At 45.9% G+C, this 26,142-nt stretch carries 28 protein-coding genes; 4 read left to right on the top strand and 24 right to left on the bottom strand.

What is annotated here, in order from left to right; genetic code table 11:
• Positions 1-15: 15 nt before the first annotated feature.
• From QFZ78_RS02185 to QFZ78_RS02105, 17 genes are all read right to left on the bottom strand, one after another.
• Positions 16-246, bottom strand: a complete 231-nt coding sequence (locus QFZ78_RS02185; protein WP_047672782.1) for a KH domain-containing protein — start codon at positions 244-246, stop codon at positions 16-18.
• Between the two features lie 26 nt (positions 247-272).
• Positions 273-545: a 30S ribosomal protein S16 gene (gene rpsP / locus QFZ78_RS02180; protein ID WP_056832976.1), complete on the bottom strand. Its 273-nt coding sequence runs from the start codon at positions 543-545 to the stop codon at positions 273-275.
• A gap of 35 nt (positions 546-580) precedes the next feature.
• Positions 581-1,948 (bottom strand): signal recognition particle protein, encoded by a 1,368-nt coding sequence (gene ffh, locus QFZ78_RS02175; RefSeq protein ID WP_307545057.1) that lies wholly within the window; start codon positions 1,946-1,948, stop codon positions 581-583.
• Positions 1,949-1,982: 34 nt separating this feature from the next.
• Entirely contained in the window at positions 1,983-2,333 is a 351-nt protein-coding gene (locus QFZ78_RS02170) for a putative DNA-binding protein (RefSeq protein ID WP_307545054.1), read from the bottom strand.
• A gap of 168 nt (positions 2,334-2,501) precedes the next feature.
• Positions 2,502-3,494, bottom strand: a complete 993-nt coding sequence (gene ftsY / locus QFZ78_RS02165; protein WP_307545052.1) for a signal recognition particle-docking protein FtsY — start codon at positions 3,492-3,494, stop codon at positions 2,502-2,504.
• 32 nt (positions 3,495-3,526) lie between these two features.
• A complete protein-coding gene (smc, locus tag QFZ78_RS02160) occupies positions 3,527-7,102 on the bottom strand; it encodes a chromosome segregation protein SMC (protein ID WP_307545050.1) in 3,576 nt (1,191 codons plus the stop codon).
• 94 nt (positions 7,103-7,196) lie between these two features.
• The gene (gene rnc, locus QFZ78_RS02155) at positions 7,197-7,898 is read right to left on the bottom strand and encodes a ribonuclease III (protein ID WP_307545048.1); all 702 of its coding nucleotides are present in this window, start codon (positions 7,896-7,898) and stop codon (positions 7,197-7,199) included.
• Positions 7,899-7,959: 61 nt separating this feature from the next.
• Positions 7,960-9,195 carry a beta-ketoacyl-ACP synthase II gene (gene fabF / locus QFZ78_RS02150; protein WP_307545045.1) on the bottom strand — a complete coding sequence of 412 codons (1,236 nt, stop codon included), beginning with the start codon at positions 9,193-9,195 and terminating at the stop codon, positions 7,960-7,962.
• A 94-nt stretch (positions 9,196-9,289) separates the two neighbouring features.
• A complete protein-coding gene (acpP, locus tag QFZ78_RS02145) occupies positions 9,290-9,523 on the bottom strand; it encodes an acyl carrier protein (RefSeq protein WP_028558238.1) in 234 nt (77 codons plus the stop codon).
• Positions 9,524-9,607: 84 nt separating this feature from the next.
• Positions 9,608-10,348 (bottom strand): 3-oxoacyl-[acyl-carrier-protein] reductase, encoded by a 741-nt coding sequence (gene fabG, locus QFZ78_RS02140; RefSeq protein ID WP_307545043.1) that lies wholly within the window; start codon positions 10,346-10,348, stop codon positions 9,608-9,610.
• Positions 10,335-11,285 carry an ACP S-malonyltransferase gene (gene fabD / locus QFZ78_RS02135; protein ID WP_307545042.1) on the bottom strand — a complete coding sequence of 317 codons (951 nt, stop codon included), beginning with the start codon at positions 11,283-11,285 and terminating at the stop codon, positions 10,335-10,337. Before fabD ends, fabG begins: the two co-directional genes overlap by 14 nt.
• A 491-nt stretch (positions 11,286-11,776) precedes the next feature.
• Positions 11,777-12,763: a beta-ketoacyl-ACP synthase III gene (locus QFZ78_RS02130; protein WP_307545040.1), complete on the bottom strand. Its 987-nt coding sequence runs from the start codon at positions 12,761-12,763 to the stop codon at positions 11,777-11,779.
• On the bottom strand, positions 12,760-13,764 hold the full coding sequence (gene plsX / locus QFZ78_RS02125; protein WP_307545038.1) for a phosphate acyltransferase PlsX: 1,005 nt from the start codon (positions 13,762-13,764) through the stop codon (positions 12,760-12,762). Before plsX ends, QFZ78_RS02130 begins: the two co-directional genes overlap by 4 nt.
• Positions 13,748-14,362, bottom strand: a complete 615-nt coding sequence (gene fapR, locus QFZ78_RS02120; RefSeq protein ID WP_047672754.1) for a transcription factor FapR — start codon at positions 14,360-14,362, stop codon at positions 13,748-13,750. The genes plsX and fapR overlap by 17 nt, the downstream gene beginning before the upstream one ends.
• Positions 14,363-14,481: 119 nt before the next feature.
• A complete protein-coding gene (gene rpmF / locus QFZ78_RS02115; protein WP_029195321.1) occupies positions 14,482-14,655 on the bottom strand; it encodes a 50S ribosomal protein L32 in 174 nt (57 codons plus the stop codon).
• A 37-nt stretch (positions 14,656-14,692) separates the two neighbouring features.
• Positions 14,693-15,199, bottom strand: a complete 507-nt coding sequence (locus QFZ78_RS02110) for a YceD family protein (RefSeq protein WP_307545035.1) — start codon at positions 15,197-15,199, stop codon at positions 14,693-14,695.
• Between the two features lie 90 nt (positions 15,200-15,289).
• The gene (locus QFZ78_RS02105) at positions 15,290-16,414 is read right to left on the bottom strand and encodes a SepM family pheromone-processing serine protease (protein WP_307545034.1); all 1,125 of its coding nucleotides are present in this window, start codon (positions 16,412-16,414) and stop codon (positions 15,290-15,292) included.
• 125 nt (positions 16,415-16,539) lie between these two features.
• Here QFZ78_RS02105 and QFZ78_RS38760 point away from each other — a divergent pair, with 125 nt between their 5' ends.
• Entirely contained in the window at positions 16,540-17,835 is a 1,296-nt protein-coding gene (locus QFZ78_RS38760) for a nucleoside recognition domain-containing protein (RefSeq protein ID WP_307545032.1), read from the top strand.
• A 7-nt stretch (positions 17,836-17,842) separates the two neighbouring features.
• Here QFZ78_RS38760 and coaD read toward each other — a convergent pair whose 3' ends face one another.
• The 5 genes from coaD to QFZ78_RS02075 form a co-directional block, all read right to left on the bottom strand.
• Positions 17,843-18,346 carry a pantetheine-phosphate adenylyltransferase gene (gene coaD / locus QFZ78_RS02095; protein ID WP_029195317.1) on the bottom strand — a complete coding sequence of 168 codons (504 nt, stop codon included), beginning with the start codon at positions 18,344-18,346 and terminating at the stop codon, positions 17,843-17,845.
• Between the two features lie 31 nt (positions 18,347-18,377).
• A complete protein-coding gene (gene rsmD / locus QFZ78_RS02090) occupies positions 18,378-18,935 on the bottom strand; it encodes a 16S rRNA (guanine(966)-N(2))-methyltransferase RsmD (protein WP_307545030.1) in 558 nt (185 codons plus the stop codon).
• A gap of 340 nt (positions 18,936-19,275) precedes the next feature.
• Positions 19,276-21,012 (bottom strand): AAA family ATPase, encoded by a 1,737-nt coding sequence (locus tag QFZ78_RS02085; RefSeq protein WP_307545028.1) that lies wholly within the window; start codon positions 21,010-21,012, stop codon positions 19,276-19,278.
• A 79-nt stretch (positions 21,013-21,091) separates the two neighbouring features.
• Entirely contained in the window at positions 21,092-21,382 is a 291-nt protein-coding gene (locus tag QFZ78_RS02080) for a hypothetical protein (RefSeq protein ID WP_307545026.1), read from the bottom strand.
• A 190-nt stretch (positions 21,383-21,572) separates the two neighbouring features.
• Positions 21,573-22,400 carry a thermonuclease family protein gene (locus tag QFZ78_RS02075; protein ID WP_307545023.1) on the bottom strand — a complete coding sequence of 276 codons (828 nt, stop codon included), beginning with the start codon at positions 22,398-22,400 and terminating at the stop codon, positions 21,573-21,575.
• Between the two features lie 178 nt (positions 22,401-22,578).
• Here QFZ78_RS02075 and QFZ78_RS02070 point away from each other — a divergent pair, with 178 nt between their 5' ends.
• A complete protein-coding gene (locus QFZ78_RS02070) occupies positions 22,579-22,749 on the top strand; it encodes a hypothetical protein (RefSeq protein WP_171648775.1) in 171 nt (56 codons plus the stop codon).
• Between the two features lie 87 nt (positions 22,750-22,836).
• Here QFZ78_RS02070 and QFZ78_RS02065 read toward each other — a convergent pair whose 3' ends face one another.
• Positions 22,837-23,121: a hypothetical protein gene (locus tag QFZ78_RS02065; protein ID WP_307545019.1), complete on the bottom strand. Its 285-nt coding sequence runs from the start codon at positions 23,119-23,121 to the stop codon at positions 22,837-22,839.
• Positions 23,122-23,306: 185 nt separating this feature from the next.
• Here QFZ78_RS02065 and QFZ78_RS02060 point away from each other — a divergent pair, with 185 nt between their 5' ends.
• A complete protein-coding gene (locus QFZ78_RS02060) occupies positions 23,307-23,801 on the top strand; it encodes a GNAT family N-acetyltransferase (RefSeq protein WP_307545017.1) in 495 nt (164 codons plus the stop codon).
• Positions 23,802-23,806: 5 nt separating this feature from the next.
• Here the strand turns inward: QFZ78_RS02060 and QFZ78_RS02055 are convergent, their stop codons facing one another.
• Complete coding sequence (locus QFZ78_RS02055; protein ID WP_307545015.1) at positions 23,807-24,841, bottom strand: WD40/YVTN/BNR-like repeat-containing protein; 1,035 nt, start codon at positions 24,839-24,841, stop codon at positions 23,807-23,809.
• Between the two features lie 217 nt (positions 24,842-25,058).
• Between QFZ78_RS02055 and QFZ78_RS02050 the strand changes: the two genes are divergently transcribed.
• Positions 25,059-26,093 carry a polysaccharide deacetylase family protein gene (locus tag QFZ78_RS02050; protein ID WP_307545012.1) on the top strand — a complete coding sequence of 345 codons (1,035 nt, stop codon included), beginning with the start codon at positions 25,059-25,061 and terminating at the stop codon, positions 26,091-26,093.
• Positions 26,094-26,142 lie beyond the last annotated feature (49 nt).

Genomic DNA, 26,142 nt, shown 5'->3' with positions numbered 1-26,142 from the left:
TCCTAACCTCATTTCTTATGAAACGATTTCAACGGCTACCCGTTTCGTTTCTTTCACTGCTGCCGACGTGACAACCGTGCGGAGCGACTTCGCAATCTTGCCCTGCTTGCCAATCACTTTACCGACATCGTCGGGATGGACAGAAAGCCTGTACTCGATCTTGTCATCTTTCTCCACCACAGCGACACGTACTTCTTCCGGATGATCAACAAGAGCCTTAGCAATAACGGTGATAAGATCCTTCATGAACCCACCCTCCGAAAGATAACAGATTACTTCTGCAATTTCAGCTCGTGAAACTTAGTCATCAGACCTGCTTTTGAGAACAGGCTGCGAACTGTATCGGACGGTTGAGCGCCAGTTTGAAGCCATTTCAGCGCTTTCTCCTCATCAAGAGTTACAGCTGCTGGTTCAACAATTGGGTTATAAGTACCGATTTCTTCGATAAAACGACCATCACGCGGGGAACGGGAATCCGAAACCACCACACGGTAAAAAGGAGCTTTATGAGCGCCTACACGTTTAAGACGAATACGTACTGCCATGAAAAATCACCTCCTACTTAGAATAAAATGCTTATTTAAAAGGGGAATTTAAATCCCTTGCCTAGCTTCTTCATTCCTTTAGCACCCTTAGCACCTTTAGGTCCCATCATGCCGGAAAACTGCTTCATCATTTTGCGCATATCATCAAACTGCTTGATGAAACGGTTGACCTCTTGCACCGAGTTGCCACTGCCTTGAGCAATCCGTTTGCGACGGTTCGCATTGAGAAGTTCAGGTTTGCGTTTCTCTTCGGTTGTCATCGACTTCACAATAGCTTCAACACGTGCCATTTGTTTGTCGTCAACCTTCATATCTTTCATACCCTTGATCTTATTAGCTCCTGGCAGCATCTCAAGAATTTGATCCAGAGGCCCCATCTTCTTCACTTGCTCCATTTGATCAAGGAAATCTTCGAAGGTGAATTCGGCGTTGCGCATTTTGCGCTCCATCTCTTTCGCCTTGTCCATGTCGATACCGGATTGCGCCTTCTCAATCAAGGTAAGCATATCGCCCATACCGAGAATTCTTGAGGCCATACGATCAGGGAAGAATGGTTCAAGAGCATCCATTTTCTCACCGCTAGCCACAAACTTAATTGGACAACCTGTAACAGCTTTAACAGATAACGCCGCGCCACCGCGGGTATCACCATCAAGCTTGGTCAGCACAACACCCGTAAGCTCAAGCTGTTGATGAAAGCTTTCTGCGACATTGACTGCATCTTGCCCGGTCATCGCATCGACAACCAACAAAATTTCATCAGGTTCAACAGCAGTTCGAACATTTTTCAGCTCGTCCATCAGTTTTTCATCAATGTGTAAGCGACCCGCGGTATCGATAATGACATAATCATTACCGTTATCTTTAGCATGCTGAAGCCCTGCTTTAGCAATGTCGACAGGATTTACTTGATCCCCTAGTGAAAATACCGGAACATTGAGCTGTTCTCCAAGAACCTGCAGCTGTTTGATCGCAGCCGGACGATAAATGTCACAGGCTACAAGAAGCGGTCTATGGTTTTGTTTAAGGAGCATCTTCGCTAGCTTTCCAGAGGTTGTTGTCTTACCTGCCCCTTGCAAACCTGCCATCATAATGATAGTCGGCGGTCGATTCGAACGAGCTAGCTTACTTTGCGTACCGCCCATAAGTGCGGTGAGCTCTTTGTTGACGATATCGATAACGACCATGCCTGGTGTGAAGGATTTCAATACTTCTTGTCCGATGGACTGCTCCTTCACCTTAGCAATAAAGTCTTTGACTACTTTAAAGTTAACGTCCGCTTCAAGCAACGCCAATCGTACTTCGCGAAGCGCTTCGCCTACATCTTCTTCCGTCAGCTTACCTTTGCTTCTCAGCTTACCGAAAACGTTTTGCAACCGGTTTGCCAATCCTTCAAATGCCATGCGCTTCACCTCCTGCTTCTGGACTTTCTATGTTTTAATCGATCCCTACTATTGTATCAAAAAGCTCCGTCGTTTTCCTCTTTAGCTCCGGTTCGCAATCATCAAGCACCTGAACCAGTTCCGCACGCAGCTTCATGCGTTGTTCGTGCTTATGTACCAGATGCAATTTACTCTCATAATCCTGAAGAGTTGACTCTGCACGTTTAATATGTTCATAAACCGCCTGGCGGCTAATTTCAAAATTCTCAGCGATCTCTCCGAGTGAGTAATCATCATGAAAATACAGTTGGAGGAACGTTCTCTGTTTATCGGTCAACAGCGGTTCATAGAAATCAAATAGCAAGTTAACGCGATTCGTTTTCTCAAGCATTTGATCGATAGACATGATCCACCTCCGTAAAGGTTGCACGCTTGACAGCAGCACAACAGAACCTATCATACTGAATTCCAAGATGAATGTCAAGCATTTAACCTTGTCAGTAATGAACAAAAAATCCCCCTCTAACCAACAAAAGGCTGAGGAGAATTTTTCACATATTAGAGAAGAAAAAGATTAAGCATTTTCTTCTTTATCCTCGCCGATCCATTTGCCAAAGAGGGCGTGTACGAACTGTTCGGAATCAAAGGGCTGAAGATCATCCATTTTCTCCCCGAGGCCAACGAATTTCACAGGAAGTGATAACTCTTGACGGATCGCTACAACGATACCGCCTTTGGCCGTACCATCGAGCTTGGAAAGCACCAACCCCGTCAGTCCTGTTTTATCACCAAAAAGCTTGGCTTGGCTGAGTGCATTTTGTCCCGTAGTTGCATCTAAAACGAGAATTACCTCATGAGGAGCATCTGGAACTTCACGCTGGATAACGCGATAGATCTTATTCAGTTCCTCCATCAAATTCACTTTGTTTTGCAAACGACCCGCTGTATCACATAACAAGATGTCTACACCACGCGTTTTCGCTGCCTGCACCGCATCAAACATGACGGCTGCAGGGTCGGAGCCAGATTGCTGTTTAATCACATCAACACCAACACGCTCGCCCCAAGTTTCCAACTGCTCAATTGCACCGGCACGGAATGTATCACCTGCAGCCATTAATACTTTTTTTCCTTGAGATTTAAACATGTGTGCCATCTTACCGATTGTCGTTGTCTTCCCTACTCCGTTCACACCAACAAACAAAATGACGGATAAACCATTTGGATTTAATTTCAGTCCTGCATCAGCGTCACCTTTTAATAGCTCAATCAACTTTTCGGAAAGGATCGGCTGAAGCTCCGCGGGATCTTCAATTTTGCGTTTCTTCACCTCGGCGCGAAGCTGATCGATGAGCTTAAGCACTGTATTCACACCCACATCAGCGCCAATTAGAATTTCTTCAAGCTCTTCATAAAAGTCTTCATCTATCTTCTTGCGGCGGCTAAATAAATCATCCACACGATCGACGAAGGCGTCTCTTGTTTTCGTTAGTCCTTCTTTGAACTTATTCGTGACCGCTTCGGCCTTACTGGAAATACTTTCTTTTAATCGTTTAAAAAAGCTCATGGTTCCTCCTAATAAAATAACATTCAACTTAATTATGATGCGGACATTGCGGCTTCTTCATCCTCTAAACGAACGGACACGAGCTTGGAGACACCGCCTTCTTGCATCGTTACACCATACAGCACATCCGCTTCCTCCATCGTCCCCTTACGGTGCGTAACTACGATAAATTGCGTCATCTCAGAGAACTCGCGCAAGTATTCGGCAAAACGAGATACGTTCGCTTCGTCCAAAGCAGCTTCTACCTCATCTAGTACACAGAATGGAACCGGCTTTACGCGTATAATCGAGAAAAGCAGTGCAATCGCTGTGAGAGCTCGCTCTCCACCTGAAAGAAGCTGAAGATTTTGCAGCTTTTTACCAGGCGGTTGCGCAACGATCTCAATACCTGTATCCAGCATATTCTCCGGCTCAGATAGAATCAAATCCGCACGGCCACCACCGAACAATTTAGCAAATACGACGCCAAAGTGTGAGCGGATCGCATCAAAGGTGGTCTTAAATCGTTTGGACATTTCTTGATCCATTTCACGGATGACCTGATAAAGCGTGGTTTTGGCTTCGATCAAGTCATTTTTCTGAGAGTCTAAAAATTCATAGCGCTCTGAGACCCGCGCATATTCTTCAATAGCACCGAGGTTCACATCACCAAGAGAAGCGATTTCGCGTTTAAGTTCACGCACTTTGCCCTGCGTACCTTGGATATCCTCAGGAACTGGATAGCGCTCTTTTGCTAACTCATAGCTAAGCTCATATTCTTCCCCTAGCTTCTTCAGCAGGTTTTCTAGCTCAACATCCAATCGAGTAACACGAACCTCAGTTTGATGCAGACTTTCTTCAACCTGTTTCAGCTGAATACGTTGCGTCCGGGTCTCATTCTCTCCTTGCTCGAGCTTATGTAACCAATCAGCTCGCTCAGCACGTTTGAAATCAATTTTTTCTGAGCATTGCTGCTTCTTTATTTTGAGATCATTAAGTAATTCAACTTGAAGTACAGTTTCTTGATCCAGTGCTGCCATATCTTGCTCCAACTGCTTAAGCAGACCGCGGTTCATTTCCATTTCCCGCTCAGCTTCGCCGAGATCCTGCTGCAGTCGACGCTGTTGATCTTGGAGTGACTGTTTCTCTTGCGAAATAGAAGCAACCTTGACTTTCAAATCCGTCAACTGGCTTTGAAGTTCTTCCTTCTCCGACTCACTCGCTTTACGGGAGTGTTCGGCATCGCGAATCGCTTTCTGTAAGGAAGCTTCTTCTTCCTGCAGTTCAGCCAGCGCTGCTTCGGACTCGACTTTCTTCCGTCCAAGATCGGCCTGCTCTTCAAGCAGCGAACCTCGATCTTGACTATCCAGCGTTAACTGTTCTTCAACCGTGCGGCTTTCGGACTCAAGCGGATTCAATTCTGCCCGAATTTGCTGCTCGGTAATACGTTTTTGCTCACCCTGCTGACGGAGCTGTTCGATCGTCATCATATCATCCGTAATCTCGCGCTTCATTACGCTGGATTGGCTGCGCAAACCGCTGAGCTGCTGCTCAGAAGTTTTAATCTCCTGATCCAGCTCCTCAATTTGGCGTTGACGTCCAAGCAGATTCGTTGATTTCTTCTGCAAGCTTCCGCCTGTCATCGAACCACCAGGGTTCACGACGTCACCTTCCAGCGTCACAACCCGATAGCGATACTGTGCCTTAGCAGCAATATGGTTCGCATCTTCTAGACTCTGCGCCACAACAACATTCCCAAGCAGGCTTGAGAAGATGTTCTGGTAGGTGGACTCAAATGAAACGAGATCAACCGCAAGGCCGACAAAACCTTTGGAAGATTTTAAAGCACTAAGCTCACTGTCGGAAATCGAGCGTCCGCGAATAACATTCATAGGCAGGAACGTAGCTCGTCCCATTTGACGGCGTTTCAAGAAGGCAATGGCTTCACGTCCATCCGCTTCAGTCTCGACAACGATATTTTGTAAGGCGCCGCCGAGCGCCGTCTCAATCGCAATCTCAACGTCTGCAGGTACCTTAACAAGTTCGGCTACGGCCCCGCGAATACCACGCAAATCCTTACGGCTCTTCGCTTTTAGAACTTCTTTAACACCCTGCATGAAGCCATCGTAATCGTTGGCCATCTCTTTCATCGTGTCGCGGCGGGAGGTCAACGCATCCAGCTTCTGCTCCCATTTGCGGACCATGCCTTGTGCTTCATCGAGCAACCCTTGCTTGCTTTTCAAGCTTTGGGTTAACTGTACATACCTTTGTCGTTCATTCTCAATTTCACTAACCGTTTGTTCCAATTTAGCCGTCAATTCCTGCTTACGGATCGAAATCTTCTCGCGCTGTTCCGCCCATTTCTGACGTTCTTCATCAAGCCTTTCCAAACGACGGCCGATACTTTCCGTTTGCTGCTCAGCGTAACGAATCTCGTTCCTTGCCTGAGCCATTCGGTTCAGTGTTTCCAGCAATTCGCCTTTCAACTGATCTTCAGGTGAGGAGCTAATACCGCCATTAACCCCAAGTAACCGCTGTTCTTCCGCGGTCAGCTTCGCTTGAAACTCAAATAGCTGGGCGCCAATTTGGATGATTTTCTCTCGCTGCTGGCTCAGCTCATCTTCTTTATCTATTTTACGCTGCTCTTGCATAGCGATAGTCGTGCTTAGCTGCTGATGATTGGCCAAGTAATTCTTATTACGCTCTTTGAGCACTTCGCCATGCCCTTCGCACTTCTCGAAATCTTCGCTCAGCTGGAGTAGACTTTCTTGAAGCTTTTCCAGCTCCTCCTCTAACCTGCGAGTTTCCCATCGATGCTTCTCCAAGTGCGCATCATGCTGATTCACAATCGTAGAAAGCTCTGTTTGTTCCTTGACTAGCTTCTCTAGCAGCTGCTTCGCATCATTCCATGAGATGTAAATCTGATCAATCTGATGTACATACATAGCAATCTCACTGCTTTTCAGCGTCTCCCGAAGCTCTTTATAACGAACCGCCTTCTCAGACTGCTCGCGAAGCGGTTCGACTTGATCCTCAAGCTCAGAAACCAAGTCGTGAATCCGCAGCAAATTTTGCTCGGTGTCACTCAATTTCTTCTCAGCTTCACGTTTACGTGATTTATATTTAACAATCCCCGAAGCCTCTTCAAAGATCCCTCGACGATCTTCCGATTTCGTACTTAAAATTTCTTCAATACGGCCTTGCCCAATAATCGAATAAGCTTCTTTCCCTATCCCTGTGTCCATGAACAATTCCGTTATGTCTTTCAGGCGGCAGGGCTGCTTATTAATTAAATACTCACTTTCCCCACTGCGGTGCACTCTGCGAGTAACCGTCACTTCATTGAAATCAAGTGGAAGGGATTGCGACGTATTATCAAGCGTCAACGAGACTTCCCCATAATTGACTGCTCGGCGTGCATCACTGCCTGCAAAAATAACATCTTCCATTTTACCGCCACGTAAGGACTTTGCACTTTGCTCACCTAATACCCAGCGGATACCGTCCGAAATATTGCTTTTTCCACTGCCGTTTGGGCCTACAACCGCGGTAATACCGCGTACAAATTCCAGTTCCGTACGGTCAGCGAAAGACTTAAACCCGGATAATTCAATCCGCTTCAAAAACATGGTCTCACCTCAGAAATTATTGTAACATATCCCTTATAAAAATAAGAGAAAAAAACAAAAAGGCGGCCGCAGCCGCCCCTTTAAGCCATATGCATTACCGCTGAACGGTCACATTCAATTTCGACAAAGCTCCAGCAGCAGCCTGCTGTTCCGCTTCTTTCTTGGAACGTCCTGCTCCGGTTCCCAGAAGGTCGGCATCCATGTGCACTTCAGCTACAAACTCACGTTCGTGAGCAGGCCCTCGTTCATTCACAATGCGGTATTCCAATGAACCCATATTGTGATGTTGGGTATGCTCCTGCAATAGAGTCTTGTAATCAATAATTAGCAACTTACCTTCACTGGAGATTTTTGCGAAAACGTGCTTTTTGAGAAAACCTTTTACGATATCCAAGCCTTGATCAAGGTATAAAGCACCAACAAAGGACTCGAAAACGTCGGCAAGGAGCGCCGGGCGTGACCGCCCTCCAGTTAACTCTTCCCCTTTACCGAGTAATACAAAAGCACCGAAATCCAAATCTTCAGCAAACGTAACAAGTGACGGCTCACAAACGATAGACGCCCTGAGCTTAGTCAATTCACCTTCTGAACGCCCTGGATAAGAATCATATAAAAATTCCGAAACCGTTAGTTCGAGGACAGCATCCCCTAGAAACTCCAGTCGCTCGTTATCTTTATGCCCAGCAATACGATGTTCATTGACATAAGAAGAATGGGTAAAAGCTTGCTGAAGCAGCTCTTTTTTCCGAAATGAAATCCCAATTCGCTGCTGCAATTCTTTAATATCACGGTTCATTGCCTTTATTCACCACCCAGAGAGAATGATATTCCGTTATCTTTCTTCGTAGGAAGGCAAATTATGCTTCAAACCTTTTCAAGATAATCGTTGCATTATGTCCACCAAAACCAAACGAGTTCGACATCGCAATGTCAACCTTTGCTTCACGAGCTGTGTTTGGCACATAATCCAAATCACATTCAGGGTCTTGGTTGACCAAATTGATTGTTGGTGCAATTAAGCTATTAGAAATGGTTAAACCACAGATAACAGCTTCTACACCGCCTGCAGCGCCAAGTAGATGGCCCGTCATTGATTTCGTCGAGCTAACAGCTACTTTGTAGGCGTGATCGCCTAAAGCTTTCTTAATAGCCGTAGTCTCCGATCTATCTCCTACTGACGTAGAAGTTCCATGAGCATTGATGTAAGAAATCGACTCTGGGCTAATGCCCGCGTCTTTAATCGCTTTGACCATACAACGTGCTGCCCCGTCCGGATCTGGATCTGTCATGTGATAAGCATCACCGCTCATCCCATAACCAATCACTTCGGCATAGATGCGTGCCCCACGCTTCTGCGCATGTTCAAGCGATTCCAAAATCATCACGCCTGCTCCTTCACCCATGACAAAACCATCGCGGTCTGTATCAAACGGGCGGCTAGCCAAATGAGGCTCTTCATTACGAGTTGACATTGCACGCAAAGCACAGAAGCCAGCCACACCAATTGGTGTAATCGTTGCCTCAGCACCGCCGCAAATCATTACGTCAGCATCACCACGTTGAATCATTTTGAACGAATCACCAATGGAGTGTGTACCTGTCGCACAGGCAGTAACTGCCGTGGAGTTCGGTCCTTTTGCCCCTGTGATCATTGAAACTTGACCAGATGCCATATTCGCAATCATCATCGGAATAAAGAAAGGAGATACGCGTTTCGGACCCTTCTCCAAAAGAATTCTATGCTGTTCTTCCCACGTGTTCAAACCGCCAATTCCTGATCCTACCGATACGCCCACGCGTTCAGGATCCGTATCTTCCTTCACATTCAAATTCGCATCTTTTAGCGCATTAATCGCACCAGCTACAGCGAATTGAACGAAACGATCCATCCGACGAGAATCCTTACGATCTACATAATTCTCAATATTAAAATCTTTAACCTCAGCAGCAATACGAGTCGGGTACTCGCTGACATCAAAATTCTCGATCAAACTGATTCCGGATTGACCGGAAGTCAGATTGCCCCAAAACGTTTCTAAATCTTGACCAAGGGCAGTAACTACGCCCATACCTGTAATTACAACTCTGTTCATTTGTACCACCTTCTATGTAGTAAAGCATCATTTTTTATTGTTTGAAAATGGAGAGAAAGTCCCGTCTTGATTAGAAACGGGACTCGGTAGACTATTACGTATGAGATTTTATGTAATTCGTAACTTCTCCTACAGTCGTAATCTTCTCAGCATCTTCATCGGAAATTTCTAAATCGAACTCATCTTCTAATTCCATTACTAATTCAACTACATCGAGAGAATCAGCACCTAGATCTTCTTTGAAAGATGCTTCGAGGGTGACTTCAGCTTCATCAACCCCTAGACGATCGACAACAATTCGTTTAACACGATCCAATACGTCGGACATCCGGTTCACCTCCTCTTTGGTATTATACGAGAATCTCTGACAGATTGCCAGTAGTCAATTTTGAGATTCTCTTTCTGGTAAAACTTACATGTACATGCCGCCATCCACATGGAGTGTTTGGCCTGTCATGTAGGACGCATCGTCTGATGCTAGGAAGCGAACAACCTTTGCAATTTCCTCAGGTTGGCCAAGGCGTTCCAGTGGAATTTGCTTCAACATTTGCTCTCGCATCTCGGATGACAACTTGTCCGTCATATCGGTTTCGATGAAACCTGGCGCTACCGCATTCACGGTAATACCTCGAGAGGATAGTTCTCTCGCAGTCGCTTTGGTTAAGCCAATAACGCCTGCTTTTGCTGCTACATAGTTGGCCTGACCCGGGTTACCGAGCACACCCACTACAGAAGATATATTAATAATTCGACCGAAACGCTGTTTCATCATCGGGCGAGTAACGGCTTTTACACAGTTGAACACACCCTTAAGATTTGTAGCGATGACTTGATCGAACTCTTCTTCCTTCATCCGCATGATTAAATTGTCTCTTGTTATGCCAGCATTATTCACAAGAATATCAATTTTACCAAAACTTTCTAGCGTTTGCTTCACTAAATCATCAGCTTCCTGAAAACTGCTTACGTCGGCACGCAGCTTAATAGCTTTGCGTCCCATCGCTTCAATCTGCGTAACAACTTCTCCAGCAGCAGCTTCACTTCCTGCATAGTTCACAACAACATCAGCGCCATGCTCAGCCAAATGCAAGGCAATCGCTCGGCCAATACCTCGAGATGCCCCCGTTACCAGTGCCACCTTACCCGTTAACATGATTGTGTACCTCCTGCATGTACTTTTCCAAAGCTTCTAGGCTACCGATCGACACGGTTTTCACCGTTTTGTCTACCTTTTTGATCAGACCGGCGAGAACCGTTCCCGAGCCAAGCTCAATGAACGTATCGACGCCTTGGCCGATCAGATAAACAATAGTGTCCTCCCATAATACGGGGGAGTACACTTGCTCCACGAGCAGCCCGCGAATATCGCCAGGCTGCGTGACAGGACGAGCCGTTACGTTGGCTACAACGGGCACGGCTGCATCACTCATCTCGATCGACGCAAGCACCTCTGCGAGGCGCTGCGAGGCAGGCTTCATGAGTGAAGAGTGAAACGGCCCGCTCACCTCGAGCGGTATTGCACGCTTCGCTCCAGCTTCTTTGCAGCGTTCAACAACCGCTGCAACGCCCTCTTTACTGCCCGAGACGACAATCTGTCCCGGGCAGTTCACATTGGCGAGCTCCACGACGGAGCCGCCGCTTGTGATAGCCGTGCATAGTTCCGCAAGCGCTTCGCGCTCGGCTCCCAGCACGGCTGCCATGGCACCCAGACCGCCAGGGACGGCCTGTTCCATGAACTCTCCGCGGGCCCGCACGGTGCGGACCGCGTCTTCGAACGCAAGCACGCCCGCTGCGACCAGCGCGCTGTATTCACCAAGACTATGTCCAGCGACATAGTCTGGTTTAATGCCCGCAGCCTTGAACGCTTCCAGACAAGCGATGCTTGTTGTCAGCAGCGCAGGCTGCGTGTGATATGTGATCTTCAATTGGTCCTCTGGACCTTGGAAGATCAGATCAGATAACGAAAAGCCTAGCGCTTCGTTAGCGCGCTCAAAATAAGCTCTAGCTGCAGGATGATTCGTGTATAAATCATACCCCATACCCACGGATTGCGAGCCTTGACCTGGAAATACAAATGCTATTTTACCCATACGAGAAAAGGATCCCCTTCCGCGATAATTTTCAGTAATTAATTATGTATTTTTACTTAAAATTCCATTAATTTGCCAGGCGACTATTATTCAACCACCCTTATTGACACTATCCCCTTGGCTCAGTTTTTTAGTTCTTAAGTTCTTAAGTTCTTTATTAACTTTAACAGCGCCCACTCATTTTGTTTACTGAGTCTCGGGGATAGTGCGAATAGCATCACTCGAAAAACTCTTACTAGTTGTAAGACTTACAATCGATTGTTCATTTATCCAGCGCTACCCTCGGTTCCGTGGAGAAGAAAAGAATGGTCTTTTTCTAGTCAACTGAGCCTTAGGGATAGTGCCAATAATATCACTCGGAAACTCTATCAGTTGTAAGACTTACAATCGATCGTTCATTTATCCAGCATGACCTCTGTTCCGTGGAAAAGAGCAAAAGATGGTCCTTTTCCTGACCACTGAGCCTTGGGGATAGTGCTGATAGCAAAAGACTACCAAACCAAGGCAGCAGCGCCCCACGTTAAGCCGCCGCCGAAGCCGACTAGCACGAGACGGTCGCCTTCATTCAATCTGCCCTGCTCAACTGCTTCAGCGAGAGCTACCGGGATAGAGGCGGCGGACATGTTACCGTACTTGTCTAGGTTGATCATGCATTTGTCGTCAGTCAGTTCAAGACGATTTAGAGAAGCTTGAATGATTCTCATATTCGCTTGGTGCGGTACAAGCAGATCGATGTCTGTTTTTTCCCAGCCTGCTTTGCGCAGCGCTTCATCAGCTGCATTGCCCATGATCCGGACGGCAAATTTGAAAACTTCAGCTCCGGCCATGTAAATGTAGTGCAAACGTTGATCGATGGAGGCTTGTGAGGAAGGATAGCGTGACCCGCCACCTTCAATTTTCAGGAGCGGACCTCCTGTGCCATCAGCACCCAACTCAAACGATTTGAAACCTCTATGTTCAGGCACTTCCCCAATAACAACGGCTCCAGCGCCATCGCCAAAAAGAATGCAAGTGTTTCGGTCTGTATAGTCAGTAATTTTGGATAAACAATCAGCGCCAATGATAAGTGCATGTTTATATGTACCTGTAGCAATGAAGTTAGAGGCATTAGCTAGTCCATATACGAAGCCTGAACAAGCTGCTGACAAGTCAAAAGCTGCTGCTCTTTTGGCTCCCAGCTTTTCTTGGAGAATACATGCCGTTGAAGGGAATGCCATATCAGGTGTAATCGTCGCTACTATAATTAAATCAAGTTGGTCTGCCGTAATCCCTGCATTAGTCAGGGCAATTAGAGCGGCTTCATAACAAAGATCAGATGTAGCTTGTACTTCTGATGCTATTCTTCTCTCACGTATACCCGTTCTAGTCACGATCCACTCATCATTCGTTTCGACCATGGTTTCTAATTCTTGATTTGTTAAAATTCGTTCTGGTACATATTTACCCGTTCCGAGTACCCCAACCGGTATTAAGTTCATGTTGTTATATCTCTCTTCCCGTGGCTAATTTCGGCAGATATCGTGCCAACCAAATCATTTTGTAAGGCAATTCTCGCTTGACGAACTGCATTTTTAATGGCATTCGCATCGGAGGAGCCATGGCTTTTTAGGACCAATCCATCAATACCTAAAAACGGGGCAGCCCCATGTTCGTTATAATCCAACTTTTTGCGGAATTGTGTAAGTCCTGGTTTCAAGACAGCCGCTGCAAATTTAGTGAAAAAGGTTTTGGTAAACTCTTGTTTCAGTGCTGAGAAAATAGTAGACGCAGCGCCTTCCAATGATTTCAGCATGATATTTCCCGCAAATCCATCGCACACGATGACATCGCATTTGGCACGAAGCACTTGAGAGGATTCGACATTTCCCACAAAATGAATAGGAGCTTGTTCCATTAAAGGATACGCCGCTTTCGTTAATTCATTCCCTTTGGTCGCTTCTGTACCCACATTCAGCAGGCCTACTCGAGGCTTGGCGATACCATGTACTTTGGAGCGGTAAATACTGCCCATAATGGCGTATTGAATCAGCTGTTCAGCTGTGGCATCCATATTAGCTCCCAGATCGAGTGCAAGCACACCGTTTCCATCCATGGTAGGAATCATTGGCGCTAGTGCAGGACGTTCAATCCCTGGAATTCTTCCTACGACTAGCAATCCTGTCGTCATCAAAGCACCTGTATTCCCTGCGGAAATCATGGCTTCCGCTTTCTTCTCACGTACCAGCCTTCCTGCTACCACCATGGAAGCGTCTTTTTTGCGGCGAACGGCCTTAACGGGCTCATCTTCTGCTTCAATGACTTCTTCCGTATGATGGATAGTTAAGTTCGCTGGCCTTTCTGTGAGGTGCGCTTCAATCGCGGCGCTGTTGCCGACCAGAATGATATGAACATCCTTCCATTCTTTGGCCGCTGCGAGTGCACCTTCCACTACGATTTTAGGGGCATTGTCGCCACCCATTGCATCAATCGCGATTCGCATGCAGCTTGTCCTCCCTATCTAGATGTTGCTCTTTCTTCGAATGAAAGATCACAAAGTTGCCTCGAAAAACCGTTTCATCGCCAACATATGAAAACACCTCAACTCTTGCTTTCCCTTTGGAAACGGAACGCACATAGGCTTTGGCGATACATTTCTCTCCGAGCTTTACAGAACGAATAAAACGAATGTCTGCAGAAGCTGTTAAAGCTATGGGATCGTCGATGACGGCAACCGCCAGGGAGTTCGCTTGCGAGAAAATATGATGTCCTCTTGCAATTTTGGTTCTTGAGAAAACATGATCTTCTTTAATTTCAAAAATCGAGATACCGCTTTGATCCAGCTGTAAATCAATCACTTCTCCAATTATTTCATCAATTGGCAGTGAGCGTACATGATCGTACGTTTTGACAGCCATATGCTTCATTCGTTCCCGCAGCTCAGGAATGCCGAGTTCCAACCGATCCAAGCGAACGGTTTGAATACTGACCTGAAACGTTCGCATCAGTTCCTCGTCTGTCATAAAAGGGTTAGCTTCAATGGCTTGAAGCAATTGCTGCTGCCTTTGTCGTTTAGGAAGGCGTTCGATGGCGAGCACCACCTTATCTCGTGAGATCTCATCTTATTACCAGATACTAAACTGTAGTATATTAAATTTATAGCCAAAAAGAAAGCAAAAAAAATAGCACCTCACACTAGGATGAAGTACTATGTCCAATCTTATGCTTTTACGATCTCTCTACCTTTGTAAGTTCCGCAAGACTTGCACACACGGTGTGCTAGCTTCAGTTCTCCACATTGTTCACATTTCACCATGCCTGGAACTTCCAATTTAAAGTGAGTACGGCGCTTGTCGCGACGAGTTTTGGACGTTCTTCTTTGAGGTACTGCCATATTCAAAACACCTCCTTATACGAATTTCAACGATGCCTTATTCTTTGTTAAAAAAGTCCGCGAGACCTGCAAGCCTAGGATCAATCTTCTCCTGCTTACAGCCGCAATCACGTTGATTGCGATTCTCTCCGCACACGGGACAGAGACCTTTGCACGCTTCGTCACAAAGTGGTATGTACGGTAAACCGACCACTACATTTTCTACAACGTAAGGCTCTAAATCGACTTTATCTCCAACCACTAAATGAATATCCTCGTCTAGATCCGGATCTTCTTCTTCTGGTTTTTGCATGAAGACTTCCTCAAAAGGAAGTTCGATTGTTTGGTTAGTGTGCGATAAGCATCGTGAACAAATTAACTCCAAGTCTAGCTTTAACGTACCGTTAACTTTTGCTGCTCCATCTTCATACACGGCTTGAAGATCAACGTGTACGGGACCATGACCAAGGATATCTTGACGTCCTTCAAACGGATCGGTCAAGGCCAATTCTTCAGTCATATGAACCTGCCCTTTAAGAGATAGCTCTCTAAAACGAATTTGCATGTTTTTTTCACCCCAAACAAACAAAGATTATTATATCTAGTTTGTATGCCTTTTGTCAATTTAAATTATATTGTTTTTACTAGATCTAGCTTATTTCGGAGGCAATGCTGCTAGAAATTTGAGCGCATCTTCCATTGTGCCGATTTCGACAATTTTCATTTTGGTCTTAATTTGATTGGCTCTCTCAACAGCTGCTGTGTAATTCTCGATTTTGGTACCATCTTTATAAGTCATATCTTTTGGTGCAAAGAAATAATCGGCCTTTTCCCGATCCGCGGCAATGATCTTATGCTGTATACCGCCAATTGGACCTACAGTGCCGTCGCTTTCAATCGTTCCTGTCCCTGCAATGCGATAACCCTTGGTGATATCATCTTCCACGAGTTGATTGTAAATCTCTAAGGAGAACATTAATCCCGCCGAAGGACCGCCGATCTCACCAGCCTTAATGGATACTTGTTGATCCTCTTGGTCTGCTTTTACAGCCTGCATATCCGCCGGTACAACACCGATGCCTGCCCGCGGCTCGCCCTGCTCCCCTTCCTGCTTAGGAAGCGCACCAAGCGTCAGCGTAGCTTGCTGCTCGACTTGTTTTCTCGAATACGTAATAACAATTGTTTCTCCAGCTTTTTTACCTTTAAGTGAGTCCAATAAATCTTGGGCGACCTTCACTTCTTTATCTCCAGCTTTTAAAAGCACATCTCCCGGTTTGAGAACCTTTTCTCCCGATAGGCCAGGCAGCGTCTGGAGTACCATAACCCCTTCATGATTGATATGAAAGGGAATTTTCGCTTGCGTGTAGGCCGCTTGAATAGCACTCGCTTGGGATGTCAACATAACATACTCTTGGCGCTGTGAGTACTCTTGTTCCGACTCACCTTTACGTAAAACACTCGTTTTGGGCTGAATCTCTTCATAAGGATGTACGAGACCGATTAAATAATTCACCATGTTGGCATCGGCAACTCGTACCGTGGTTAGCATCAGAGTCCCCTTTTCGGCATCAGAGCCTTTGGGGATCGTTACCATTGGTTTAATTTCTTCCGCTGTCCCTGGCATGAATATAAAAAAAGGAAGTCTTACAAAAAACAATAAATAAACAATGACAACTCCGACAATCGCGGAGATTAAATAGCGCCTAGTCGCCGATCTTTTCGGATATCGATACGAATCATTCGACCATGTGCGAATCGTACTCTCTTCTTCGTTCTCCATGCAGGTTCCCCTTCCTGATGCCTTCTACAAGTGGTGTCTTTAGCTATACCTCCAAGCGAAAGCTTGGTCTAAACCCGCATGCTCTAGCGTACAATTGAAGCATGTTTAAAGGACGAGGTGATCGTATGCAGCCTAAGAATGTAAGATCCAACTCCAAACTCACAACGCTGGTACTGGGGTCTTTGGCTGCCCTTGTAGTCGTTTCTATCATTTTATTCCCGGACAAGGCATTTCAGTCTTCGCTCGAGGGACTTACAATTTGGTGGAAGCTTGTATTTCCAGCACTGATGCCTTTTCTCATTATGACCGAGCTGTTAATCGGTTTTGGTGTTATTCAAGGGATAGGCATTCTTTTAGAGCCGCTGATGAGGATAGTATTCCGCCTTCCCGGTGTAAGCGGGTGGGCGCTAGCATCAGGTCTTATAGTAGGATTTCCTACTGGAGCCAAAATTACAGCTATCCTGAGAGAAAAAAACCTCATCTCCCAAACAGAAACAGAACGATTAACGGCACTGTCCCATTTCTGCAGCCCCTTATTCCTAATTATGGTCGTTGGCGTTGGCTTTCTGCACAGCGCTAAGCTCGGCTTCATACTTGCAGTAGTCCATTATGCCTCGGCTATTTTAACAGGATTCCTGATGAGAAACTCCAACAAAGCAAAGCAGCCTTTAGCTGACTCCCAAGAACTCCGAATAGCCACCTTGCGGCCTAATCATCAAGCATCCGCTTCCGTCTGGAAACTTGCCTTATCCACAATGCGCCAATCTTATTTACACGATGGACGTCCCTTCGGCAAACTGCTCGGGGATGCGGTAGCCTCTTCGGTGCAAACCTTAATGCTAATTGGCGGTTATATGATGATTTTTTCCGTACTGATTAATGTAATTAACATAACTCATCTTACGGACGTATTTCGACCCGTCACACACTATTTACTTAGTTTTATGAATGTCCACACTGATACCACACCTCTTTGGCTCAAGGGGATTCTGGAAATTCATCTGGGTGCCTATGCTTTTAGCCAAGCACAAGGCCTCTCCTTACTCCCGCAAATGGCGCTCCTAAGCGCTTTTCTTGGCTGGGGGGGCTTGTCTGCCCACGCACAAGTAGCTGGCTTTCATCAAAAAACGGATGCCCGTTATCTATTCTTCTTCCAGGCCCGTGCTCTGCACGCTGTACTTGCTTTGGTATTAACCGTTCTGCTTTGGAAGCCGCTTCATCTGCTTTTGCTGGATTCAGAGCCCAGTTTTCTATGGTTAGACAAAGCTAAAAGCGAATATCCTACGGCTGCCTTTCCACTGAACGGCGAATCGGCATGGGGCCTATGGGGACCAATGCTGACGCAGTTCCTTCTATTATTCTCTTTGATGATGATTATTTCAATTATCCTGAGGACTTTCAAAAAGAGAGCTATTGATTAGTAGCCCCTTAGATTCTAGGGAATTTCTTTTTCAGTGCTTCTTCCACCTCAGCCGGAACTAGATCTTCCACTGGTCCGTGAAACTTAGCAATCTCTTTGACAATACTTGAGCTCAAGTACGAAAACTGAGGTTTCGAAGTCATAAAGAAAGTTTCTACATCTGGATTCAGCTTGTGATTCGTAGAAGCCATCTGCAATTCATACTCAAAGTCAGAAACCGCCCGAAGTCCACGAACAATTAGTCGCACATTGCGAGCTTTCATATAATTGACCATCAAATCTCTAAAACCATCCACCTCTACATTCGGCAGATCCTTGGTCACCTTCCTAATGAGCTCCATCCGTTCTTCCAATGTGAACAGAGGATTCTTGGATGTGTTATTCAGTACAGCTACAATCAACTTATCAAACACTTTTGCCGCTCTATGTATAATGTCAAGATGGCCGTGTGTAACAGGATCAAAACTGCCTGGATAAACGGCAACTGTAATTCCGTGTTCTTGCCTCATCATGCTGTTCATCTCCTTAAAAGCTTGCTCATATTTATTCTGCTGATCCTTTGTAAATTGTGACAGCGGTATCTCCGTAATCGGATCTTCGCTGCTGCTTAAATCCTCCGATGGTATTTTCGAGGACATCTTTAGCATCGTGTTCCACAACTATCGTGGTATTCAATTGAACGATCGACTGCTCTTCCATCGTGTTTATCAGTTCCGCGATTAATTTCATTTTATACGGAGGATCGAGGAAAACGAGTTCAAATTGCTGCTCCCGCTTCGCTAACGCTTTTAACGCCCGAGTTGCATCCGTTCGGTAGACCTCAGCTTGGTCCTTGAGACCTGCGGTAACTAAATTATGCCCAATCGTGTCGATGCTTTTCTTCTCGATATCAATGAAGACAGCCTTATCCATCCCGCGGCTAAGCGCTTCAATCCCGAGTCCGCCTGTACCTGCAAATAGATCAAGTACTTGTCCTCCTTCAAAATAAGGACCAATCATACTGAAGATCGCTTCTTTCACTTTATCCGTTGTTGGCCGTGTGCTGGTACCGGGTACAGCTTTTAACGACCTGCCTTTGGCGGTGCCTGAAATCACTCTCATCTTACGTATTTCCCTTCTAGCTGGCTCATTCTTTTGCTATCGTACCACAAGCTCTAATCGGACACAAAAATTTTATCCCTGTGATGTATAAATTTCCCGTAAAACGGTCATCCTTGAACTATCGACATCAGAGAATGTCGTAGACAACCGCGGAGAAGACTTACGTTTCCCCATAAGCTCTTCGTCCGGTTTCTCCTCTCCCATGAGGCGGCTGCGCAAGCAGTCGCCGTTATTATTTTATAGCACAAATTTTAAAAACCCTTATTTTATAAGGGTTTTTTTGAGTTTAACAGGTATGATAAATCATAAAATACACGGTACAAAAAGATAAATCGATCGTTTACTCGGAATCCTTCGTATCGTTGGCGTCCTCCTCCGGCAGCTGTTCCTGAACGACTTGATCTAATGAATCGATAGACACCTGGGTTTTTACCTCAGTTGGCTCTGGCCGACTACGGCCATACAGTCGTACATAGATCTGCTCAATCTCCTCGCCGGTTAGATCGCCTTGTTTTAGCAGCTCCGATGCAATGGTGTGGACGAAGTCGACGTGTTCCCTTACTAAATTTTTTACTTGGAGCATCTGATCCTTCAGAAGCTCGTTAATCTTTGGCCGGAGTGCCTTGAGTGCATCAGCCCGAGAGCCCGTCGCAAGCCAACTGAACAGCTCATCGCCCATACCAACCATACCGAGGTAGGCGCCTGCCATCTCTGTAGCCTGCTGAAGGTCGGAGGTGACACCGTTTAATTTCTTCCCTAAGAACACTTCTTCCACCGCCCGGGCCGCCAGACAGACTTGGATCTCCGCTAAGATTTCACTATCGCTTCGGTTATACCGTTCATGCGTCGGTTTGGTGGCAGCGAGACCGAGCGCGCCGCCCCGGCGGATGATTGTCACTTTCCAGACCCGGTCGTGGGGCTTCAGTAGGTACTGGGCTACAGCATGACCGGCCTCATGGTAGGCGACATTCCGCTTCTCGTCGTCTCTCATGGAGCGGAGCGGCTGTTTGAGTCCCCACTCATAGGTCTCCATAGCAGCCCGGAAGTCCTCGTAACTGGCTTCCTGGGCTCCCCGTTGGTGGGCGATAACAAGCGATTCATTGACGATGTGTTTGATCTGTGCAGGGCTGTAACCGACCGTATCGAGCGACGCCGCTTCCGGAGTTAGCGTAGAGTCCCGTTTCACCTTTCGGAGATAGTATTGGAAAACGTCCACCCGACCGTCATAGTCGGGGGTATCGACCCAGAGCTGCCTGTCGAAGCGGCCGGGCCGAAGCAGTGCGGGGTCAAGTACATCGGGCAGGTTTGTCGCAGCAACCGTCAACACCGCCGGTCGCTCTGCCTTTTTGCGCCGCAGACCCAGCGAGCGAAGCATCTTGGAAATCTTGGAGTTGTCGATGTTCGGCGGGTCCATCTGTAAGAGCAGCTCGTTGAGCAGACCAGAGCCGCCGCCCATGCCGAACATTGCTCCTCCTCCACCTGCTCCCGTCTGGCGACTCATTCCGATGGCGTCAATCTCGTCGATGAAGATGATGCACGCGCCGTACACAGTCGCCAGCTTCCGGGTCTTCTTGTAGAGGCGCATCACCTTCAGGTTGCCGACGCCGAAGAACATGTTTTGAAAGCTGGGTGCCGAGGCATAAGCAAAAGGCACCTGTGCTTCGTTAGCGATCACCTGTGCGAGGTAGGACTTACCGGTACCTGGAGGTCCGCAGAGCAGTAAGCCTCTGATCGCCTCGCCACCCATTTCCTTGAACTCCTTTACGCCCTTGAGCAGAATGACGATCCGTTTGGCATTCTCAACGATTTCGGGATTACCCCGGTAATCATCCCATGTGGCTCCAGTCTCGCCAGGCAGAATCCAGTACGTGCGCCCCCGGGCCAGGAACCAGAAAAGGGCTACGAACTGGACAATCATGAACGTTATGGCAAAAAGCAACTGCATCACAATACCGATAATAGTCAATGCGATATTCCAAGATGTCGGCCCTCCTGCCCATATCAGCATGCCGGTAAAGACGAGCGCTGCGAGCCACAGTATGAACGTTCGCCACTTGATCCACTGATATCTCTTCATGGACTCACTTCCTTTAAGACGGTTTGTATTATATCTATGTAAAACCACAGGCCTCCCAGAAAGAAGGCCAAAGTCTTGTTTATCGGAATTTTCTTTTAATGTCCAATAAATACTTGAGAATTACAGCGATACCACCAACGAAATAAAATATCACCAGAGTCCACCCCGTAGGATCAGTTGGAATCAAGGATAAAACAATCTCTAATGGCAGGATATAATATAGGACATCTTTCAAATAACCTAATACAAAAGTTGGATCAAAAGAGCCTTTCCAAAAGGATTGGAAAAAGGCGATTAGAAAATCAATGATCATTAATCCAAATATGGCCCACATGGTGTACATCATCCAGTCTGCAAGTGTAAATGTCATTTATCATCACCACCCTCCTACATACTATGCTAGGATTACTGACATGATACAGTTTTTCATCAATCTGCCCATTCGCTTTACGTGTCTGTAATAGAGACTTACAGTTTTGAATTAAGAAAAAATAAACGACACCACTAGGGTGTCGTTTATTTTAGTCCTTCATTTCCTGATCTCTTTGCCCGTCTGCCTCCTATTCACATGCCACACCGTCATTATCAAGGTCTAACTTACTGCTGTACCCAGGATCACCTCGATGAAGAGGAGCTTTGCCGGCAGCTTTAACTGCTGTACAGTTTGGATAGCTAACGTTACTATTTGATGTAGATGATGCAGGTGCTTTTGATGGCTGTGTTTCTTTCGCAGGTTCCTCTGTTTTCTTCATTACCTCTGGATGATATCCATCATCCTTCGCGTAGTTCTCTATGCTCCAGATGCCAGTTCCCGCCTGCTGTGCTTTCTTTTGAATTTCTCTGAATTTATCAACGTATTTTACATCGGGTTGGTAGATGGCTACTCGGGCTAATCCCTTTTCTAGAAGCAGCTCGTTTACCATTTTATCATCGAGCCAAACATACATAAGCAGCCGGCCATAACTATCACGTTCTGAGACGTCTTTTTCAAGTTTTACTTCTTTACCTTCAAGCATATCGGTTGTAAATTTCGATGCCTCCGGGCCGAAAGGTTCTACAGGCTTCGATGGATGTTTGGTTTCAGGTGTGTCAATCAGGACGAAACGAACCGTTTCCTTTTTGTCACCGATCAACACATTAATTGTGTCCCCATCTACTACCTTGGTTACTTTTGCCGTTATGTACTTGTTAGCTTCTGCTACAGGTGCAGTTGTCGTCTGTGTAGTTGCCATAGCGCCTATTAAAATAATGATAGCCCAAACTGCCACACCGCCAAGAATAAGTTTGTTTTTGGTTCTTTTCATCAGAAAAAAAATGCCGATGTATGGAGCTACTAAACATAGGAGAACTAAAAACCAAGTTGTCTGATACCACTTTTGCCGAGACATGGATGCACACCTACCTATTTTTTATTAGCAAGTAAATTTTTATTTCAATACCCCGTTTGGGGTTAATGAATTTAAAACCTTGTATTCCCTCCTGCATACTTCATGTGATATGATAGAAACAAGAACATACATTCTATTTATTTCGCATTCATCTTACAGTCAGAAAAGAAGGTATCCTATGCAAGATCACACAATTTTTGAGCGTTTGCGTAACAAATATGCGGATGAAGACAGGGCCAAGCTGGTCATGCTGCAATTAAGAACGTTAATGCAACAGAAGAAAAAGAAGAAATGGTATCAAAAATGGAAGACGCCGACAAAAACCCAACCATCGAGTTGGAACGAATAACAGGCATCAACTTATTTGCAGCAAATCCGGAACATAAATAGAAGCTTTCCTTTCGTAGCAGAACTACTGAGGAGAGCTTCTTCGCCTTTAGTTGCTTCTTTTTCGTGAATAATACAATACACCGAGATAATGCGCTCCTGTAAATAGGGTGAGAATTCCAAAGAACAACAGGAACCCTCCTTCACGATCACGGAAGAAAAATTGCAGTACGAAAAGCGCAAGTGATATTTCGCTCCAGAGAAGCGTTCTTCTTTTGAGCTGGGTTAGATCCGCAGTCGATCTGCTTATTTTGCGAAGATTCATGAATGTAAGACCAGCGAGTACGATTACACCAATGATGATCACGAGAATGTAACTTGAATTGCCTGACATGTGACTCCCCCTATTTCCGATGGTTCAACTTTATCTTCTATTAATAGTAAGAACATTATATCTAAGATACATGGAATATGGCTAGATGTCTATTTCGAATTGTCCCTTTAAAAAAGGATTTCAGCTTCTTCCGTGGAACATATTTGGAATGTGTTGTCTAAATCTCACAGCGAGGAGCTTACACCATGTCTACCCTGTCATTTAAAGAATTAGAAGAGTCTGATATTCCCCTTCTGATGGATATCTACAATCATTTTGTCCTACATACGACTGTTTCTTTTCACACGGAGCCCGTAGAGATATCAGAATTTACAGAAAGTGTAGTTCATCCAAACCCGCGTTACCAAACTTATGTGATAACATTCGATGGGATCCTTCAAGGATATGTACAAGTCATGCCGCACAAGAAAAAGCAAGCCTATGACACCACTGGGGAAGTGACGATCTATTTGAATCCGGAATGCGTGGGCAAAGGATTGGGCTCAGCAGCCATTCAGTACATTGAAGCAGTTGCCAAAGAGCGCGGCTTCCACACTCTGATCTCCACCATTTGTGCGGATAATAAACCTAGTATTCATTTGTTTACGAAAAATGGCTATACGCAGTGTGCACATTTCCGCGAGGTTGGCTTTAAATGGGGTCAATTTCTCGATATCGTTACCTATCAGAAAATCATATAAGAGGTTTATGGGGTTAGTAAACTCCAGTTCAACCCCCCGTCTGTCGTTCGCCACAAATCCCTAGCATCCAAAAGCCAGCCACTTGTCGCAGTAGGAAAACTTAGGTGTAAACTCGCAGCAAGCGGCTGGAAAGTGCTAGGAAATTCATGTTGGCTCCACGTTTTTCCTCCATTAAATGTCCGTAGGAATTGCCATGTTTTCTCACTACTTTGTGGATTCGTGTGCATGAGAATGAACCCATTTTGTGAATCCGTAAAAGAAAGGGCCTGCGGCGCAAAGAAACTCGGCAGCCTGCCTGTTTCTTGCCATGTCTCCCCGTCTGTCATGTGATACAGGATCGACACTTCTTTATCCTTCTTGCTGGGCCCAATAAACCAACCCTCGATGACTGAACGGAACGTAAACACGCTCTTCTCTTCTATTGGCATTGAGATGCGGCTTGATGCTGACCAAGTCAAACCCCCATCTTGTGTGCGAAGGAGCACCATGTCTTTCCCACTCTGGAACGCAATCAACCCTTGATGTCTGTCAAAAAAGCGAAAAAACGGCTCTACTCCCCTAGACTCTAATCCAGGTAAGTCCTGTGCGATTACCTCCCACGTTTGACCACCGTCTAAGGTTAATCGAAGTTCTGATTTTTCATCAGAAGATTCACTGGTAAGCAGCCAACCCGTTTGAGGATTAACAAAAGAAATCGCGCTCAACATGATTGTTTGAGGCAATCTACTCAGAGCCCGCCAGGTCAACCCACCGTCGCTGGATTTCAAGAATTGAAGATCACGGGCGCTGGAAGCGACACCATAGCCATGAAGCTCATCCACGAATGAGATCGCTTTGGTTGGTTTTACATGTATAGGTTGAACTTGATCTTGAATACCAATTTTTTCACCTGCTACGACCGAAAAACCATTGTCACGTTTTTGAGTTAGTGAAGTCATTAGATGGGGAGACGGAGTTGAGGCTTCCTCATGAAAGCAACCTGCGCACAGCAGAAAAACCAGCAGTACAACTAATTTTTTGTTGTTTATCAAGGTTGTCATGGACTCAATCCTCTCCTTTCTCTTTGCTAATTCTGCTTTGGGTATATGTAATGACGGTCCATGATCCAAAATAGTTCATGTCCATTTACTGCAGCCATAGCGTACGGGATACTTCAAACAGACTTTAGAGTCTGTTTGATTCCGTTATTTTCACTGGATAGGATGTCCCTTCTTGACAAAAGCTAGAGTATATTCATAATGCTCGGAGGGGATTGCCATGACGAAATGGCTTTGGTCCATCGCCATCGTAGGCTTGCTAGCGACAGGCTGCGGTGTGTCAAAAAACAAGCCTTATTACGATCAACGCTCTACACAAAATTCTCATGTGGAAGAACAAGATTTAACAACAGATTCTAGTGCCAACAACGACGAAATTGATACTGAGACTCTTATCAGTCCAAGGAGCATGAATAGTCCCCCCTCTGCTGGGACACCTACGGCTTCCGTTCAACCTAAAGCAACACCTACTGTTATAACGTCCAGACCATCGCCCAAACCTAGCCCCAAGAAAGCAGCAGTACAGCCAGAAGCTTCAAAGAAGCCTTCTGTTCCTGTTCAAAAAAATCAAGGCCAAGCTAGAATTTCTCAGAAAAAGCTTACGCTCTCTCAACTGGTTATGAAATATCCAGATACCTTTATGCTGCGCGGCTCTGCTCAAGAAAAGAAAGTGGCACTAACCTTCGATGACGGGCCTGACACCCGTTTTACTCCAAAAGTGCTTGATGCGCTTAAGGCGAGCCAAGTTAAGGCGACCTTTTTCGTTCTTGGCGTTCAAGCTAATGCTCATCCCGATATCATTAGGCGGATTGTCAAAGAAGGCCATGTCATCGGGAATCATTCCTACAGTCATGCGAACCTGCCTAAGCTGACGGCGGACAAATTTCAAAGTCAGATTATCAGCACAGAGAGCGTGCTGCAAGGCTTAATCGGCTACGCACCTAAGCTAATCCGCCCGCCGTACGGCGCGATAAATGAAGAGCAGGTCAGATGGATCGCTGACCACCATTATTTGATCGTGAATTGGAATGTCGATTCCCTCGACTGGAAATCGCTGAATTCCGATCAGGTGCTGAACAATATCATGCAGCAAACGAAGCCTGGTTCTATCATCCTTCAGCACTCCGGAGGTGCTGATAGTCAAGATTTGTCAGGGACGGTACAGGCCATTGGACCGCTGATTAGTAAGCTTAAAGCAGCAGGTTACACGTTTGTAACCGTACCTGAGCTGCTTCACGTCACAAAAAGCAAATAAGCCGGAAAGCGCATCTTGAGGGTGCGCAGCCGGCTTATTCTTTTTGTTA

Source organism: Paenibacillus sp. V4I5 (assembly GCF_030817255.1).
GTDB lineage: Bacteria > Bacillota > Bacilli > Paenibacillales > NBRC-103111 > Paenibacillus_E.
This window is presented reverse-complemented; position numbering and strand designations above follow the sequence as displayed.